Annotated in this window: 10 protein-coding genes and 1 pseudogene; 9 read left to right on the forward strand and 2 right to left on the reverse strand. The window is 62.5% G+C overall.

Annotated elements, in window-relative coordinates; all coding sequences use genetic code 11:
- Nucleotides 1-1050, forward strand: a pseudogene (locus E1J61_RS33910) (Tn3 family transposase); the annotation flags it as partial.
- Between the two features lie 171 nt (nucleotides 1051-1221).
- Here E1J61_RS33910 and E1J61_RS33915 read toward each other — a convergent pair.
- Nucleotides 1222-2130, reverse strand: coding sequence for a LysR family transcriptional regulator (locus E1J61_RS33915; protein ID WP_133098205.1), 909 nt, complete (start codon nucleotides 2128-2130; stop codon nucleotides 1222-1224).
- A 97-nt stretch (nucleotides 2131-2227) separates the two neighbouring features.
- Here E1J61_RS33915 and E1J61_RS33920 point away from each other — a divergent pair, with 97 nt between their 5' ends.
- The 6 genes from E1J61_RS33920 to E1J61_RS33945 all read left to right on the forward strand — a co-directional run bounded on the left by E1J61_RS33920 (nucleotide 2228) and on the right by E1J61_RS33945 (nucleotide 13183).
- A complete protein-coding gene (locus E1J61_RS33920) occupies nucleotides 2228-5656 on the forward strand; it encodes a molybdopterin-dependent oxidoreductase (RefSeq protein WP_133098206.1) in 3429 nt (1142 codons plus the stop codon).
- A gap of 34 nt (nucleotides 5657-5690) precedes the next feature.
- Nucleotides 5691-6635: an ornithine cyclodeaminase family protein gene (locus E1J61_RS33925; protein ID WP_133098207.1), complete on the forward strand. Its 945-nt coding sequence runs from the start codon at nucleotides 5691-5693 to the stop codon at nucleotides 6633-6635.
- A 32-nt stretch (nucleotides 6636-6667) separates the two neighbouring features.
- On the forward strand, nucleotides 6668-8116 hold the full coding sequence (locus E1J61_RS33930) for a short-chain fatty acid transporter (protein WP_133098208.1): 1449 nt from the start codon (nucleotides 6668-6670) through the stop codon (nucleotides 8114-8116).
- Nucleotides 8117-9028: 912 nt separating this feature from the next.
- Nucleotides 9029-9853 carry a hypothetical protein gene (locus tag E1J61_RS33935; protein WP_133098209.1) on the forward strand — a complete coding sequence of 275 codons (825 nt, stop codon included), beginning with the start codon at nucleotides 9029-9031 and terminating at the stop codon, nucleotides 9851-9853.
- 973 nt (nucleotides 9854-10826) lie between these two features.
- The gene (locus tag E1J61_RS33940; protein ID WP_133098224.1) at nucleotides 10827-12029 is read left to right on the forward strand and encodes an MFS transporter; all 1203 of its coding nucleotides are present in this window, start codon (nucleotides 10827-10829) and stop codon (nucleotides 12027-12029) included.
- 41 nt (nucleotides 12030-12070) lie between these two features.
- Nucleotides 12071-13183, forward strand: a complete 1113-nt coding sequence (locus tag E1J61_RS33945; RefSeq protein WP_133098210.1) for an alkene reductase — start codon at nucleotides 12071-12073, stop codon at nucleotides 13181-13183.
- 122 nt (nucleotides 13184-13305) lie between these two features.
- On the opposite strand, the gene E1J61_RS33950 is transcribed toward E1J61_RS33945, so the two are convergent.
- Entirely contained in the window at nucleotides 13306-14220 is a 915-nt protein-coding gene (locus E1J61_RS33950) for a LysR family transcriptional regulator (RefSeq protein ID WP_133098211.1), read from the reverse strand.
- 294 nt (nucleotides 14221-14514) lie between these two features.
- Between E1J61_RS33950 and E1J61_RS33955 the strand changes: the two genes are divergently transcribed.
- Nucleotides 14515-14976 carry a VOC family protein gene (locus tag E1J61_RS33955; RefSeq protein WP_133098212.1) on the forward strand — a complete coding sequence of 154 codons (462 nt, stop codon included), beginning with the start codon at nucleotides 14515-14517 and terminating at the stop codon, nucleotides 14974-14976.
- A gap of 14 nt (nucleotides 14977-14990) precedes the next feature.
- On the forward strand, nucleotides 14991-16214 hold the full coding sequence (locus tag E1J61_RS33960; protein WP_133098213.1) for an FAD binding domain-containing protein: 1224 nt from the start codon (nucleotides 14991-14993) through the stop codon (nucleotides 16212-16214).
- The last annotated feature ends 1 nt before the right edge of the window (nucleotide 16215 follow it).

Genomic DNA, 16215 nt, shown 5'->3' on the forward strand with positions numbered 1-16215 from the left:
TGCGGTCGAACGGAAGCTGCGCCACGCGGCTGAAGCCGTGCTGACCTTCATGCATCAGCACCCGATTTCCCAGCATTGGGGGCGCTCCGATCTGGCCTCGTCAGACATGATGTCGTTGGAATCGACACGCTCTGTCTGGAAAGCGCGGGCCGACCCACGCCGGCGGACTGCTTCGATCGGGATGTACACTCACGTTCGCGATCGGTGGGGCATCTTCTATGACCAGCCCAATTTTGCTCAACGAGCGCCAGGCCGGCGCAGCGATCGAGGGGGTGATCCGACAAGGCGGTTCGGAAGACGTAGCGTAACTTGCAGTGGATACGCACGGCTTTACAGATTTCGCGATGAGTCAGTCACGACTGTTGGGCTTCGATCTCTGTCCGCGACTGTCCCACCTGCGCGACAGACGTCTGCATGTTCCGAGGCATCATAATGTGCCTGACGAATTGGCTGCCGTCACCGATGCAGATGTTCGACTGAGCATCATTGAGTCCGGCTGGGACGAGCTGGTGCGGATTGCGGCGTCCGTGCAAAGCGGGCAATGCACCGCAGTCCAGGCACTCTCGCGCTTTGGGGCAGCGGCGCGCGGACAGCCAGTCTATGAGGCCGGCATGCATCTCGGACGGTTGTTTCGTACGATCTTCCTGATCGACTACTTCACGAATACCGCATTTCGCCATGAGATGCAGCACGTGTTGAACCGCGGTGAAGCAGTGCACATTCTCCAGCGGGCGATCCATTCCGGCAAGATACCGATCGAGCTGGCGCGCCATGACGCGTCGTTGGCGGCAGTGTCATCGGCCTTGACCTTGCTATCCAATTCAGTAATGGCTTGGAATACGATGCACATGCAACGCAGCTGGAACATCCTCGAGAAGATCGACCCCGACACGACTCGATCTGAGGGCCTTCGGCATATCGGTCCGACGCATCTCGAGGGAATCAAATCTGCGGGGCACTTTTGAGTTTCCCATCGCGCGCTATGCGCATCGGCTCATGCCCACCTCGGCGTTCCAGCCCGACTCACCTTCGCAGTGGCGTACGGCATAACCGTTCTGCTTTGAAAGCGGCTCAGAGGACGGTGCCAAAGACCCGCGAATCACGACCACATCCCCGGCTGGCGAGCGCTTGGCGTCGGTCCATCCCGCGGCCGCGATTAGGCCAATAGAATCTGATCGCGATGATTGGCTACCGCAGTAGATCGGTGGCGAAGTAAAGGCGCTAGCGTAGCGTTTCCCTCAGCGCAACCCGCAAAAATTCCCGCAAGCTTTGCGTCTGCGGGTCTGCTCCGGCGTCGAGCCGCCAGATCAATCCCACGTCCATGGACGGCACCCTGTCAGAAAGGCCGCGCCGCAGGATGCGCTGCCCTTCAAGCGACCAGGGTCGATAAACAAGATCGGACAGGATGGATACGCCGCGCCCCGACGCCACCAGACTGCGCACGGCCTCGATCGAACAGCTTTGCAGCCGCACGCTGGGCGAAAGCCCGTACTGTCCCCAATACTTGATCACGGTGGCGATATGTTCGTCCATGTCGAGCAAGATATAGTCGTGCTGCGCCACGTCGGACAGGCTTATCTCTTCCTGCTGCATCAGCGGATGGTCCGGATGCCCCCAGAGCTGACGCGCCGAGCGCAGCAGCGTTTCGCAGCCAACGTGCTGCATTTCAGGCAAGTTGGAAACCAGTAGCAAAGCGAGGTCGAGCTTGCCTGTCTGGATATGCGCCTCGATATCGCCGCGCGGTCGCTCCAATATCTGCAGTTCCAGTTGCGGAAACTTCTGTTCGAGGGCGGGCAGCAGCTTGGGCAGAACGTATGCCGTGATGGTCTCTGTGACGCCGAGGCGGACGACGCCTGTCAGCGCCGCAGGGGTGACCGCGGCCGCACTGACTGCCTCGCGCACAGCCACGTCGATCTGCTGTGCATGGCGCAAGAAGCGAATGCCCGCAGCAGTCAGCTTTACCCCGGCGGCGTGCCGCGAGAACAGCGGCGCGCCCACGACATCCTCCAGCGCCTTGAGCGATGCCGTCATCGAGGACTGCGAAACGTGGCAGCGCTGTGCGGCGCGCGACACCTGTCCCGTCTCGGCAATGGCAACAAAGTGCTGTATCTGTTTCAGTGTCGGCAGCATCGATTTTTCCGATATTGCAATGTCAAAACTATGAATTAGCTATAACGCTCCATGCTAGCTAGCATCCAGCTCGAAGACAAGTTGCTGGGATCTGGCGATGAGCGAAGTAGAAAAGAAGGGGTTCTGCACGTTGTGCCGTTCCCGATGCGGTACGGTCAACGTCCTCGACGGCGAGACGCTGGTCGCGGTCCGCCCCGACGGCGATCACCCCACCGGGAAAGCGATGTGCCTGAAGGGCAAGGCCGCCCCGGAACTGGTGCACAGCGCCGATCGGATCCTTTACCCGATGCGCAGGACCCATCCGAAAGGGGCGGACGATCCGGGCTGGTTGCGCATTTCCTGGGACGAGGCGCTCGATGAAATCGCCGCGCGCCTGCTGCACGCGCGCGCCACACGCGGCGCCGAGTCCGTCGCGTTCGCGGTGACGACGCCTAGCGGTACAGCGCTGTCGGACAGCATCGACTGGATCGAGCGCTTTGTCCGCCTTTATGGCAGCCCGAACATCTGCTACGCCACCGAGATCTGCAACTGGCACAAGGACTTTGCACACGCCTTCACCTTCGGCTGCGGGATGCCGACGGCGGACTACCGCAATGCCGAACTGATCTTGCTGTGGGGGCACAATCCGACCAATACGTGGCTGTCGCAAGCCGAGGCAATCGGCGCCGGTAGGGCGGGCGGCGCCCGGCTCATTGTGGTGGACCCGCGGCAGACAGCCCTCGCGGACGACGCCGACCAGTGGCTACGCGTCAAGCCCGGCAGCGATGCTGCGCTGGCCATGGCGCTGGCCAACCTGATGATCGAAGCCAATGCTTTCGATATCGATTTTGTCAGGCGCTGGACCAATGGCCCGTTGCTCGTGCGCCAGGACAACGGTGACTTCCTCCGTGGGGGCGACATCGGCCTAGCGGATACGGATGCCCTGCTGGTCTGGGACGCGCGTCAGCGCATGGCGGTGCCGGCCGGCAAAGGCGTCGATGACGCGCAGCGTATCGCACTGCGCGGTACCTTTGCCATCCCGCGGATCAGCGGCGGCGAGCGGGAGTCGCTGCTGTGCCAGCCGGCCTTCGATTTGTATGCCGCGGAGTGTGCACGCTATACGGTCGAACGCGCGGCCGCGCTCACGTGGATCCCAGAGGGCGATATCCGGCATGCGGCGAGCCTGATCGGAGCGGCGGGCCGCATCGCGTATCACGCGTGGTCCGGGGTCGGTCAGCATGAGAACGCCACGCAGACGGAGCGCGCCATTGCGTGCCTGTATGCGTTGACGGGCAGCTTCGATCGCCGCGGCGGCAACCGTGTCTATCGCAAGCCGCCGTTCAACGCGGTAAGCCGGTTCGACTTGCTGAGCCCGGATCAGGCGCACAAGGCGCTGGGCCTGGATGCGCGGCCGCTCGGTCCACCGGCGCAAGGCTGGGTCACGGCGCCAGACCTCTACCGCGCGATCACGGACCACGCACCTTATGCTGTCACGTCGCTGATTGCGTTCGGCACCAATACGCTGTTGTCGCAGCCCGATGTGGCCAACGCAGAGCAGGCCCTGCGCGAGCTCGAGTTCTACGTGCATTGCGACCTCTTCGAGAACCCTAGCGCCAGGCACGCGGACATCCTGCTGCCAGTGAACACGCCCTGGGAACGCGAGGGCCTGCGAATCGGCTTCGAGGTGTCCGCCGACGCCGAGCAGCTCGTGCAGTTGCGCCAGCGCATGGTCGCGCCGCGCGGCGAATCCCGCTCGGACAACGACATCGTGTTCGCACTGGCTGCGCGCATCGGACTCGACGAAGCCTTCTTCGGCGGCAGCCTTGAAACCGGCTGGAACCACATGCTGGCGCCGACGGGGCTGACCGTGGCGGCGCTGCGCGACGCCCCCGAAGGGATACGCGTGCCGGTCGAGGATGTGGAGATGAAGTACGCGGCCGGCACCGACGGTCAGCCCTTCAACACGCCGACGGGGCTGGTCGAACTCTACTCCGAGCGCCTGCTCCGTCATGGCTATCCGCCGCTGCCCGGCCTGCCAGAATCAGCATGGAACGATGCAGAACAGACCAGCGCATCGTTTCCCTATCTGATGACGTCGGCGAAGAACGGCTACTACTGCCACAGCCAGCAACGCGGCGTGGCGTCCTTGCGCCGCAAGGCATTGCTGCCGCAGCTCGATATCTCCAGCGACATCGCCGCGGCCAGGAATATCCGCGCCGGAGATCCCGTCCGGGTGTCGACGCCGGCCGGCAGCGCGCTATTTACCGCGCGCGTCCAGCCAGGCCTGCATCCCGCCGTGCTGGTTGGGGAGTATGGATGGTGGCAAGGGTGCGACCCCATGGGGCAACAGCCCACCGCCGTGCTTGGCACGGACAGCGCAAACTTCAACGCACTGATCGATGCGACCCGGCAGGATCCGGTTAGCGGCTCCTCGCCGCTGCGATCCTGCCACTGCAACGTGGAACGCGACGCAATGCTCGATATACGACGCAGGCGCTGGGAAGGATATCGACCGTTCCGCATCGTCGGGCTGCGCAAGGAGGTAACCGATGTGACTGCTGTGGACGTGGAGCCTGCCGACGGCGGCCCGTTGCCGGACTACCTGCCAGGCCAACACGTGACCATCAGGCTCTGTGTCGACACGGGCCAACAGGAGGTGGTTCGCTCGTACTCGCTGACCGGGCCCGCGGTCGTCGCCGACCGCCGCCGCTATGCGATCGCCGTGCGGCATGCGAGGGCGCGGCTCGCCAGTGGCGAGGTCGTGTCCGGCGTTGCCTCGTCCTTCATCAACACGCGACTGGCGATCGGCGACACGATCGAGCTGCGCGCACCCGCTGGCACATTCGTGATGCCAACGCGTACAGCAAGACCGTTGGTCCTGCTTGCCGGGGGCATCGGCATCACCCCGTTCATCAATCTGCTGGAATCGCTCGTCGGTCAACAGGAGCCGCCCCGGATGCTGTTGCTCTATGCGAACCAGAATGGCACCACGCACGCTTTCAGGGACCGGCTGCGCGAACTGGGAGCGCTGATCCCCGCACTCACGGTGATCAATTTCTATGACGCTCCCGCGGATGGCGACATCCTCGGCAGCGACTTCCAGGTGCATGGGCGCGTCACTGCGGCGGCTGTGCCGGACGCGCTGCTGGCCTCGCGTCCGCTGGTCTACATGTGCGGGCCCGACGCCATGATGACGGCATTTGCCGCCGGGCTGGCCGCGAGAGGCGTGCCGCGCTTCGATATCCAGAGGGAATTTTTCCGTTCGCCGACCGTGCGGCGGATCGAGGCGGGTCAGGCCTTCCAGGTGCAGTTCCGCAGATCTGACATCACGTTTTCGTGGCGCTCCCAGCATGGCCCCCTGCTTGGCTTCGCCGAGGCGCTGGGCATTCGGCTGCCCAGCGGCTGCCGCGTCGGCCAGTGCGAGAGCTGCGCCGTCCGGATCGTATCCGGAACCGTACACCACTTGCATGGCGAGGCGCCTGATGACCCCGGCGTATGCCTGGCGTGCCAGGCGGTGCCCGCCAGCGACCTCGTCATTGACGCATGAATCGCCATTCCCATTCTCTTGAAGAGTTATCGCTATGCTGAACATCGATGCGCCCACCACGCGGGCGTCCCTGCCATTCGACCGCCTTGTCACAGCCCTGAAGAACGCTTTCGCATCGGGTTGCGAGGCGCCGCTTCGGCACAGCCATACGGTCACGGCCACGCCGGGCGAGCCAGGCACGCTTTTGCTGATGCCTGCGTGGAATGCGGCAAGTGGGTACATGGGCATCAAGACAGTGTGCGTTTATCCCGGCAACCACGGGCGCAAACTACCGGGGCTCTATTCGACCTACATCTTGTACCGTGCGGAGACAGGCAAGCCGCTGGCGTTGATCGATGGCAATGAGGTTACCTCCCGACGGACGGCCGCGGCGTCGGCCCTCGCGGCGTCCTTCCTGTGCCGCGCGGACGCGAGTTCCATGCTGGTGCTAGGCGCCGGCCGCGTGGCCAGTCTGCTTCCCTATGCCTATCGGACCGTGCGCCAAATCCGGCGCGTCGCGGTGTGGGATATCGACACGGGCCAGGCCCATCGGCTCGTTGCCCGCCTGTGCGCCGACGGCTTTGATGCCGATGTGGTCGCCCGGCTCGATGGAGACGCCTGTGCCGTGGATATCGTCAGCGCGGCAACGTTGTCCACCGAGCCGCTGATCCGCAGGGAATATCTGCGCCCCGGCACCCACGTCGACCTGATCGGGGGCTTCACCCCTGCCATGCGAGAGGCCGATGACGCGTGCTTCGATGGCACGTCGGTGTTTGTTGATACGGACGAGGCCTTCCGCAAGGCCGGTGACTTGCTGTCGCCTATCGCCAACGGCGTGATCGGCCCCGAAGAGATTCTCAGCGACCTGGCCGGCCTGTGCAGGGCCGAGCATGCAGGAAGGCGCTCGGCGCAGGAGATCACGGTGTTCAAGGCGGTGGGTACCGCACTGGAAGACCTGGCCGCGGCCGCCATGTGTTTCGAAGCCGTGACGAACCATTAGAACGATATAGGAAACTGCCAAAGGAGTTCAGCATGAAAGAGACAACAAGCATGGCATTCCCAGATGCCGGGAAGCGGCAACAAGGCGGACTGGAACGCCTTGCGATAGGGGTGACTGACTGGTCCGAGCGGTGGTTCCCGGACTCGTATATTTTTGCGGCCATCGCCGTGGTCGTGGTGGCGTTGGGCGCAATGTTGGTGGGCGCGCCAGCGCAGGCCGTGGCGAAGGCCTTTGGCGACGGCTTCTGGAGCCTGATCCCTTTCACCATGCAGATGGCCGTGGTCGCGATTGCCGGCTACGTGGTGGCGGTGTCGCCGCCGGCAGCCATGCTGATCAACCGTCTGGCAGCCTTGCCGCGGACAGCGCGCGGTGCCGTGGCTTTCGTCGCACTCGTGAGCCTGTCGACGTCCCTGCTCAACTGGGCAATCAGTTTGATCTTCAGTGGCTTGCTGGTACGCGCAATTGCCAGGCGGCGCGGCTTCCGTGTCGACTACAGGGCAGCCAGCGCGGCAGCCTACCTTGGCATGGGGGCAACCTGGGCACTGGGACTCAGCTCCTCCGCCGCGCAGCTACAGGCAAATGCCGCCAGCCTGCCCAAATCTCTGCTGGATATCACTGGGGTCATCCCGTTCTCCGATACGATCTTTCTTTGGCAATCCATGGCGATGACCGCCGTATTGATCGTCGTGTCCCTTGCGGTGGCGTACTTCTCGGCCCCTACCGAGGCGCGTGCTCGCACGGCGGCCGATATGGGGGTTGACCTAAACGATGCCGATGAAGCGGACGCGCGGCCATCTCGGCCAGGTGAATGGCTGGAATACAGTCCGATCCTGACGTTGGTTCTGGTCGCCATGGGCGCGAGCTGGCTCTATCAGGAATTTTCGACCAAGAATCCGATTCTCGCCATCTCCAACCTGAATACCTACAACTTCCTGTTCCTGCTGATCGGCATGCTGCTGAACTGGCGTCCGAAGCGCTTTCTGTGCGCCGTCGCGAAGTCCGTGCCATCCACGGCCGGCGTCCTGATCCAGTTTCCGCTGTATGGCGGCATTGCCTTTATCCTGACCAAGGCGACCGGCGGCAACGGCGCCCCGCTGTCGCACCATCTGGCGTCAGCCTTTGTCTCCATGGCGACCACGGAGTCGTTCTCGGCGGTCATGGGGGTGTATTCCGCCGTTCTCGGCTTCTTCGTACCGTCCGGCGGCGGCAAGTGGATCATCGAAGCTCCTTACGTGATGCAGGCCGCCAACGAACTAAAGGTCCACCTTGGCTGGGCAGTACAGGTCTACAACGCCGCTGAAGCGCTGCCAAATTTGATCAATCCTTTTTGGATGCTGCCGTTGCTCGGTGTGCTCGGCATCCGGGCCAAGGACGTGGTCGGCTTCACCTTCACCCAGTTGCTGGTGCATACGCCGTTGGTTCTGTTCATGTTATGGGCTTTCGCCGCGACGCTTTCCTACAATCCTCCGGTGATGCCCTGACAGCGCCTTGAAATGGTGCTTGCCGTGTATGCGCGCGGGGATACCACTTCGCAGGTCAGCGATGAGCATTCGATCGCCACCTCCAGGGAGGCCGCTCGGCGAAGGCAGCTAGCGGCCATCAACGGGCACCCCTCTGCTGGAACAGATAGACGTTAACATAACCTGTTCCGGATCGGCAGGCGCCATTCGTCACCTGAGGCAGGGGCCTGACGCACACGGCTTTTCCTTTGGCAGTAGTTTCGTACTCGACAGTTCGGACGAATGCCAAAAGAAGCTTTGCAGCTTTTCCGCATGTCCTCCTTATCGCATGACAGGTTGCCGTACTCTACCCTCACGCCAAGAGCTCCGCGCCTGCCGGTCCGGCATCGTACAGCCCTCGCTCGGTCGTCTGAACCCAGCGCCGGACAACCTTATTGCCGCGCTTCCCGATCACGACGACCGTAGAATACGCGTCGAAGACGAAATCTTTCTGCCTGCATCGGAATGGTCCCGTACTCCGGGGCGGCAATACTGGCGGTCACCGCGCGCAGGCAAGGGCCATCTCCGCAAGGGAGCAGTCCACCCCCTTGACGCTGACGCTGCGGGCAATGGCGATCGCTGTTTAGGCCCGCCTGCACAGCCGGTCTTTACAAACATCGGCATTACCGCTCCCACCTATCGCGTTGCGGTCCATACATAACGCCGACGAAGCGGACGCGGCAGGGGCACCCGCCACCTGCCTAACCAGCGACAAAGCGGCCTGAACCAGTCGTCGCTGCGCATTATGTGGGCTAGCGTACATCGAACTGCAATGTTTAACGGCATAGATGACCAGCAGCACAAGTGGCATTGGCATGATGTGATGGCAAGCGCCCTGCGCTCGTACCGTTAAGGCGCTCAAAATCGCCAACATCGCTATTGAATGGAGAACGTATGGCCAGAACTCCGAATGATGATCGCAGCGACAGCATGAATCCGAACAACCCCGCGTACGATGCGAGCGAGAGCAACCGGGCAAATCAGGTCGGTGCGAACTACGACGATTATGACGATGACCCGCCAACCCGCTCAACTGGATCGTCCCTTTCGTACGCTCCAGCACCGATAGAACCGACATCCCCACCGCGGGTCGTGAAGGCGGAACCGATTATTCCGCCGCGGCCGGTTCGCGTTCAGGGTCTGTATTTGCTGATCGTATCGAACGATGAGAAACGGAAGTGCGTCAAGGTGGACGCAGGCGCCATTGAGGAAGCAGTCAACGACGCAAAGACGATCTGGGACAGCAGACCGATCGCATACCTTGCGCTGTACGATAAGAAAAACATCTATATCGAGCAATCGCGAAGCAAACAGTTTAGCCCCGATGTGCTGCAAGCTATCGTCGAGCTTGGTGAACTTGAAAAGTTGATTTCGGTTGCGTCAGGCAGAACCGGTTCCGCACGGCGCAGCCTGAATAGCAATACCGGTTCGCGCTATGGACAGCGAACGCTTGAGCAATCCCTCGAGAGCTATGGAGCTTGCTACTCGGCTTTGCAGGGCTTGCGCGCAGAGAGGTCGGAACGGATTGAAGCGCTTTGCGCAAGAGGGTATAGCGTCACCGAGGAAACGGCACGCGAGTTTGGGCAGGACGGAAAGCTGACACAAATCGTGGACGCCAATGCGCAATGGGTACGGGATTTCCAGTCCGGAAAAGCACAGATCGACACAATTGCAGACGCCCTCTATCGTCCGGAGTTCATTCTGGAAGTCGAGGCATAGCACTCGCCTGGAAATTAATCGCCGTCGGCTTCGTTGACACGTTCAAATTTTCCAGAAAGCACGGAAAAACGGACGCTTTTGGGAAGTCGCGATTCCCGCTCAGAATCGACCACGGCCGACGGCGGCCGGCCGCAGTCGGCCACAAGCCGCCATCCACATATGTCATCGGACGGACGTTCAGACGTCGGCTCAGCCCTGTAACCCGCCATCCGATTGGGAAAGATGAGCACCGTTCGTCTTGCAGCAGTTGGATGTGTCAGTCGGGTGGACCTGCGCCCTGTCCCTCGGCCGCCCGCAGTCGGCCAGAATCGGTCATCCGGCTTGGCGCGTGCGCGGTTGATGGTAGGCGGAACAAGGGCGATGGTTGCATCGCCACCGGTTGAATCCGCAGTCGTGCCGACTGGCGCTCTTCACTCGACCGCCTGAAGTCGGCCCCCCAATCCGGCTAGAAGCGCAGCGGCACCAGTTGCTGTGCCGCTCCAACTCGTCGCGGCCCAGCGCTTTATGCAGGCGCTGGGCCGTGACAGAGTCACGCATCAGACGCAATGGGCAGAGGCCTGCGCTGCGTCCTGCCCCACGATAGCGCATCGACCGGAGAAGACGATCTGATTCCGAATCCGTGCGCGCCGTCACGGAGCCGTTGTTCGGCCCGCAAGCATGGTCACCGCTCTAAGAATTCGCTTGGCGTTCAGACCCGCAGGAATCGTGAACGTTGCACTTAACCCCGATGTTGGTATCCGTCTGAATCCGGATAAGCGCTGGCCATTCTGCATCAGTTGAGTCGAAGGGTTGCCGTCCCCCGTCATACAGTTTCTAAAAGTGCGCACCGGACAATTCTTCGAAATGATTTAATCGCCATCTGAATCCGTAGGCGTTGCGCGCCGCGCAACGCAGACTTGCTTTGCGTTGTGATTCAATTTGCGCTTCTCGGCTCCTAAGCTTGGGGCACCGTAACCTGAATACCCCAAGCGCCATGAAACCCACAGCCTCTTCCGCGCTGCATACTGCCGAACAGGCGGCAGCGCCAATGTCTGGCGCGCTGGTTGGCTTGTTCGCCGCGTGCGCAGGCGTCCTCGTCGCCAATCTCTATTACGCACAGCCGATCATCGAACTGATTGCACCGGCCGTGGATCTGTCCGCGCAAAGCGCCAGCGTGATCGTATCGCTGACTCAGATCGGCTATGCGGTCGGCCTGTTCTTCCTAGTGCCCCTTGCGGACCTGCACGAAAACCGGCGTTTGCTGACGATCAGTGGTGTCGCGGCCGCGATCAGCCTCGTAGGGGCCGCCACCGCATCGCAACCTGGCGTGTTCCTGCTGGTGTCGCTGCTGCTGGGGCTGAGCTCGGTGAGCGTGCAGATCCTGATTCCGCTGGCCGCGCACCTTGCACCTGAGGCGCTGCGCGGACGTACTGTCGGCACCATCATGGGTGGCCTGCTGTCCGGCATCCTGTTGTCCCGGCCGCTGTCGAGCATGCTCGCGCAGTACTTCGGCTGGCGTGCCGTGTTCTACATCGCCGCCGCAATGACTCTGATCACGGTCGGCATCATCACCACGACGCTACCGCCACGCACGCCCCAGCATCGGGCCACCTATGCCGAACTGCTCGTATCGTTGTGGCACCTGTTCGCGCGCCATGCAGTGCTGCGCCAGCGCTCGGTATATCAAACCCTCCTCTTTGCGGCCTTCAGCCTGTTCTGGACCGCTGCACCGCTCGAACTCGCCAGCCATTACGGGCTGTCGCAGTCGCAGATCGGCGTGTTTGCCCTGGTCGGCGCACTGGGTGCAGTAGCAGCTCCCATTGCAGGCCGGCTGGCAGACGCGGGGCACACGCGCATTGCCTCATACCTCGCGATGATCGCGGCAGCGATCAGCTTCATTCCAGGCATTGCCGGTGGCGCTGGGAGTCTGTACTGGCTGGTACTCACCGGCATCGTGCTCGACTTCGCCGTCCAGATGAACATGGTGCTGGGCCAGCGTGCGATCTATGCGCTCGATGCCCCCAGCCGCGGACGCCTGAACGCGCTGTACATGACTGCCATCTTCGCCGGCGGCGCGGTGGGATCCGCACTGGCGAGCACGCTGTACACGCATCTCGGTTGGGCCGGCGTGGTCGCGGCAGGCAGCGGTCTTGCCACGGTCTCGCTGGCGGCACTGGCGATCGCTTCGTGGCGCTGAAAACCATGCCCCTTCAAAGATCAACCACAGGAGTCGTTGTCATGACATCTCACTTGTTCGCACCGATCGAAATCGGGTCCTTGAAACTGAATCACAGGGTCGCCATGGCACCGCTGACACGATCGCGTGCTACGCAGCCTGGCAATGTGCCTGGCGCCATGAACGTTGAGTACTATCGGCAACGCGCGTCGGCAGCACTGATCATTACCGAAGCCACGCAGATTTCACAGCAGGGACAGGGCTATGCCTGGACGCCCGGCATCCACACCGCCGAACAGATCGACGGTTGGCGGGCCGTGGCCGATGCCGTGCACGCCGAAGGCGGCCGGATATTCCTTCAGCTTTGGCATGTCGGTCGCGTGTCCCACCCATCATTCCAGCCCGGCGGCAAGTTGCCAGTCGCCCCGAGCGCCTTGCCTGTGCGGGGGAAAACGTTTGTTGTCGACGCCGAGGGCAATGGCGTATGGGGAGAAATTCCGACACCGCAGGCACTGACGTCGGAAGGCATCGCGGAAATTGTGCAGGACTACCGCCAAGCCGCGCGCAACGCCATGGAAGCGGGCATGGATGGTGTGGAGATCCACGCCGGCAATGGCTATCTGCTGGACCAGTTCATCAACTCGGACAGCAACCATCGCACCGACGCCTATGGCGGCAGCATTGAGAACCGGACGCGCCTGTTGCTGGAAGTGGTCGATGCCGTGACGGCGAAAGTCGGCGCAGGACGTGTGGGCGTGCGCCTCACACCAATGGGCCGCTTCATGGGCATGGGCGACGCCACGCCTGAAGCCACCTTCGGTTATATCGCGCGTCGCCTCAACGACTGGCCGCTCGCGTACCTGCACCTTGTGGAACCGGCGATGGTCGGCACGGTCAAGGATGAAGTCGCAGACCCACGCTGGGATGCCATGATCCTAGAGATGCGCGCGGCCTACCGAGGCGTAGTGATGCTTGCGGGCGGCTACGACGGCCAGACCGCGGACAAGGCGATTGCAGACGGGCGCGCCGATATCATCGCGTTCGGCCGCCCGTTTATCGCCAATCCCGATCTGCCATACCGGCTCAGAAGTTCAGAGGCGCTCAATTCGCCGGACCCTGCTACGTTCTTCGGCGGGTCCACCGTCGGCTATACCGACTATCCAAAGGTTGCGTGAGCGCAGCGGCCGCGATGGCGGCCCGACGGGATGATGCCACTGTGTCCCGTCATGTCGCCATCAGCACACGACCGAGGACTGAGCATTAACCGTGTTCACGCCGCCGCAGCAGGGAGTGGCGATCAGTCGCGACGCCGGGTCGGCCCTGGCAGCGCTGCCAGCAAATCCAAAAATGCGGCAATTCGCCGCGAACCACGCTGGTTCGGCAGATACAGCGCGGAGATCGCGGAACTGGCTTGATCCGGGTTGACTGACCATGCATCGAACAATGGCATCAGTCGTTTGCTTTCGATTTCGTCATCGACCAGCCAGTCCGGCAGCAGGCCGATTCCGCCGCCCGCCAGCGCGATATCGCGCAAAACTTCGGCGTTGTTGCAGCGAAAATGCCCGCTGACGGGGACCTTGGTCTCGTTGTCACCCTGGCGAAACGTCCAGACCTGATCGCGCGTGCCGTAGCTGAACCGAAGGCAACGATGGTTGACCAGATCAACGGGATCATCGGGACGACCCCGGCTTTCCAGATAGGCCGGACTGGCGACAACCCGGCGACGAAAGCGTCCGATCTCACGCGCGACGACGTTGTCATACGACGCAGGGCTGCCAAGCCGCACGGACAGATCGATGCGTTCCCCCAGGAGGTCGACGATATCATCGGTCAGCGTCACGTCAACCTCAAGCTGTGGATGCTTCGCCAGCCAGCCGCCTAAATACGGCGCGATGCATCGCCGCCCGAAGGCCACCGGCAATGACACACGCAATTGCCCCACCGGCTCCTCGCCTCGATCTGCGATCAGCGCATCGGCCTCTTCCACGGCATCCAGGATCCCGCGAGCCCGCTGATAGTACGTAGCACCTGCCTCCGTCACCGTGATCTGTCGCGTGGAGCGGTTCAGCAGCACGGCACCGAGCGACGCCTCCAGTCCGTCGAGCGCACGCGTCACAGACGACGTAGCCAGGTCCAGCCGTCGCGCAGCAGCGGAGAAGCCCTTTGCGTCCACGGTCTCCACGAACATCTTCAGTGCAAGCAGCTTGTCCATCCTTGCCGTGATCCTTTTTGATTGAGTTCGCTTGATCGTACCAATGGCATGGACAGATTATGCCGAGACATTCGCGTCAAGGCCCGCCAACACGGTCGCCGCGAGCTCGTCCATGCCCGACTCGCAGCAAGGCTTGGCCACGCTTTGTATTGGTCTGATCACTTCACAGACCCACTTACTTTTCCACCGGCGCGTAAGGGTTAATACCGAGACCCACGCCCCTTGTCTTCTCTTCGTTACGCCCTATTATTTATCAACCGATCACTGATCGATTGATAAACAAAGGAGGAAGCGATGGCACTGACCAAGCTGGCACATTTTTCCATCCGCACCATCGACCTGGAACGGACTTGCGCGTTCTACGAAAGCATCCTGGGTTTCCGACGCGGATACCGGCCCCCGTTCGATTTCCCGGGTGCGTGGCTCTACATGGGCGATGACGAGCGCGACTATGGAACCGTGCACATCATCGGCGTCGATCCCGATAGCGCGGATGGACTGTCCGCCTACCTGGGTGACAAAACCCTCCCTGCATCCGGAACCGGCACGCTGGACCACGTCGCCTTCCTTGCCACGGATGTCCAGCAGATGTGGGCGACTCTGCGCGCGGAGGGAATCGCCTGGCGCGACCGCACCGTTCCAAGCCTTGGCCTGCACCAGGTCTTTATCGAGGACCCGTCTGGCGTGACGATTGAATTGAACTATCCGGCCGCCGAGGTGGCAGGCCTGGAGCAGCCGAACGCTGCGCAAGCATGAACCGGAGTCATGGCATGAACAACGTACTGCAACAACGACCCAAGGCAATCATCGTAGGTGGCTCGCTCGGCGGACTTTTTGCGGCCAACATGCTTCAACGCAATGGCTGGGACGTCGCGATCTTCGAGCGCACGCCCGAGACATTGACCGGCCGCGGCGCGGGCATCGTCACGCATCCGGAACTGTTCGAAGCGCTCGCTGCTGCCGGCGTGGCGATTGACGACAGCATCGGGGTTCGCATCCGTACCCGCGTCACGCTCTCGCACGACGGCTCGACTGTGTCCGACCGCGAGATGCCGCAGACATTGACGGCCTGGGGCAAGATGTATGACGTACTGGGCAACGCATTTTCCGGCGTGTATCGGACCGGCGCCATGGTGACGGACGTCGATTCGCGCAGCAACCATGCGGTGGTCACGCTGGAGGACGGCTCCTCGCACAGCGCCGACCTGGTCATTGCCGCCGACGGCTTTCGCTCCGGCGTGCGCGAACGGCTGCTGCCATCCGCAGTCCTGGAGTACGCCGGATATATCGCCTGGCGTGGTCTTGTCGATGAAGCGCACATTTCGCGCGAAACGCATGCGGCAATCTTCGACAAGTTTGCCTTCTGCCTGCCGCCGCATGAGCAGATCCTCGGCTACCCCGTGGCGGGCGATGGCAACAGCACAACGCCGGGGCAACGCCGCTACAACTTTGTGTGGTATCGCGCCACGCGCGAGCACGACGAACTGCCGGACCTGCTGACCGATGCCACTGGCAAGGTCTGGAACAACGGCATTCCGCCGGGGCTGATCCGCCCGGACGTGCTCTCCGACATGGAAGACGCCGCCACCGACCGGCTTGCGCCGCAGTTCGCGGAAATCGTGAAAAGGACTGCGCAGCCGCTGTTCCAGCCGATCTTCGACCTGACCGTGCCCCGCATGGCATTCGGCCGGATCGCGCTGCTCGGCGATGCCGCCTTCGTGGCGCGCCCGCATTGCGGCATGGGTGTCACGAAAGCCGCCGGGGACGCCATGGCACTCGTCCGTGCGCTTGCCGGACGTGAGTCAGTCGAAACGGCGCTCGAAGCGTACAGCGCGGAACGCGTCCAGGTGGGACAGGCAGTCGTCGAGCATGCCCGCCATCTCGGCGCGTACATGCAGGCGCAACTCAAAAGCGAGCAGGACCGCGAGATGGCTGAACGCTATCGCACCCCCGAGGCAGTGATGCGTGAAACCGCAGTTTCGCGCCGATTCTGAC

This window comes from Cupriavidus sp. L7L (genome assembly GCF_004353535.1).
In the GTDB taxonomy this organism is placed as follows: domain Bacteria; phylum Pseudomonadota; class Gammaproteobacteria; order Burkholderiales; family Burkholderiaceae; genus Cupriavidus; species Cupriavidus oxalaticus_A.

Excerpts from the sequence above, each read along its gene's own strand:
- E1J61_RS33915 (WP_133098205.1), bottom strand. The coding sequence starts at position 2,130 with ATGCTGCCGACACTGAAACAGATACAGCACTTTGTTGCCATTGCCGAG.
- E1J61_RS33920 (WP_133098206.1), top strand. The coding sequence starts at position 2,228 with ATGAGCGAAGTAGAAAAGAAGGGGTTCTGCACGTTGTGCCGTTCCCGA.
- E1J61_RS33925 (WP_133098207.1), top strand. The coding sequence starts at position 5,691 with ATGCTGAACATCGATGCGCCCACCACGCGGGCGTCCCTGCCATTCGAC.
- E1J61_RS33930 (WP_133098208.1), top strand. The coding sequence starts at position 6,668 with ATGAAAGAGACAACAAGCATGGCATTCCCAGATGCCGGGAAGCGGCAA.
- E1J61_RS33935 (WP_133098209.1), top strand. The coding sequence starts at position 9,029 with ATGGCCAGAACTCCGAATGATGATCGCAGCGACAGCATGAATCCGAAC.
- E1J61_RS33940 (WP_133098224.1), top strand. The coding sequence starts at position 10,827 with ATGAAACCCACAGCCTCTTCCGCGCTGCATACTGCCGAACAGGCGGCA.
- E1J61_RS33945 (WP_133098210.1), top strand. The coding sequence starts at position 12,071 with ATGACATCTCACTTGTTCGCACCGATCGAAATCGGGTCCTTGAAACTG.
- E1J61_RS33950 (WP_133098211.1), bottom strand. The coding sequence starts at position 14,220 with ATGGACAAGCTGCTTGCACTGAAGATGTTCGTGGAGACCGTGGACGCA.
- E1J61_RS33955 (WP_133098212.1), top strand. The coding sequence starts at position 14,515 with ATGGCACTGACCAAGCTGGCACATTTTTCCATCCGCACCATCGACCTG.
- E1J61_RS33960 (WP_133098213.1), top strand. The coding sequence starts at position 14,991 with ATGAACAACGTACTGCAACAACGACCCAAGGCAATCATCGTAGGTGGC.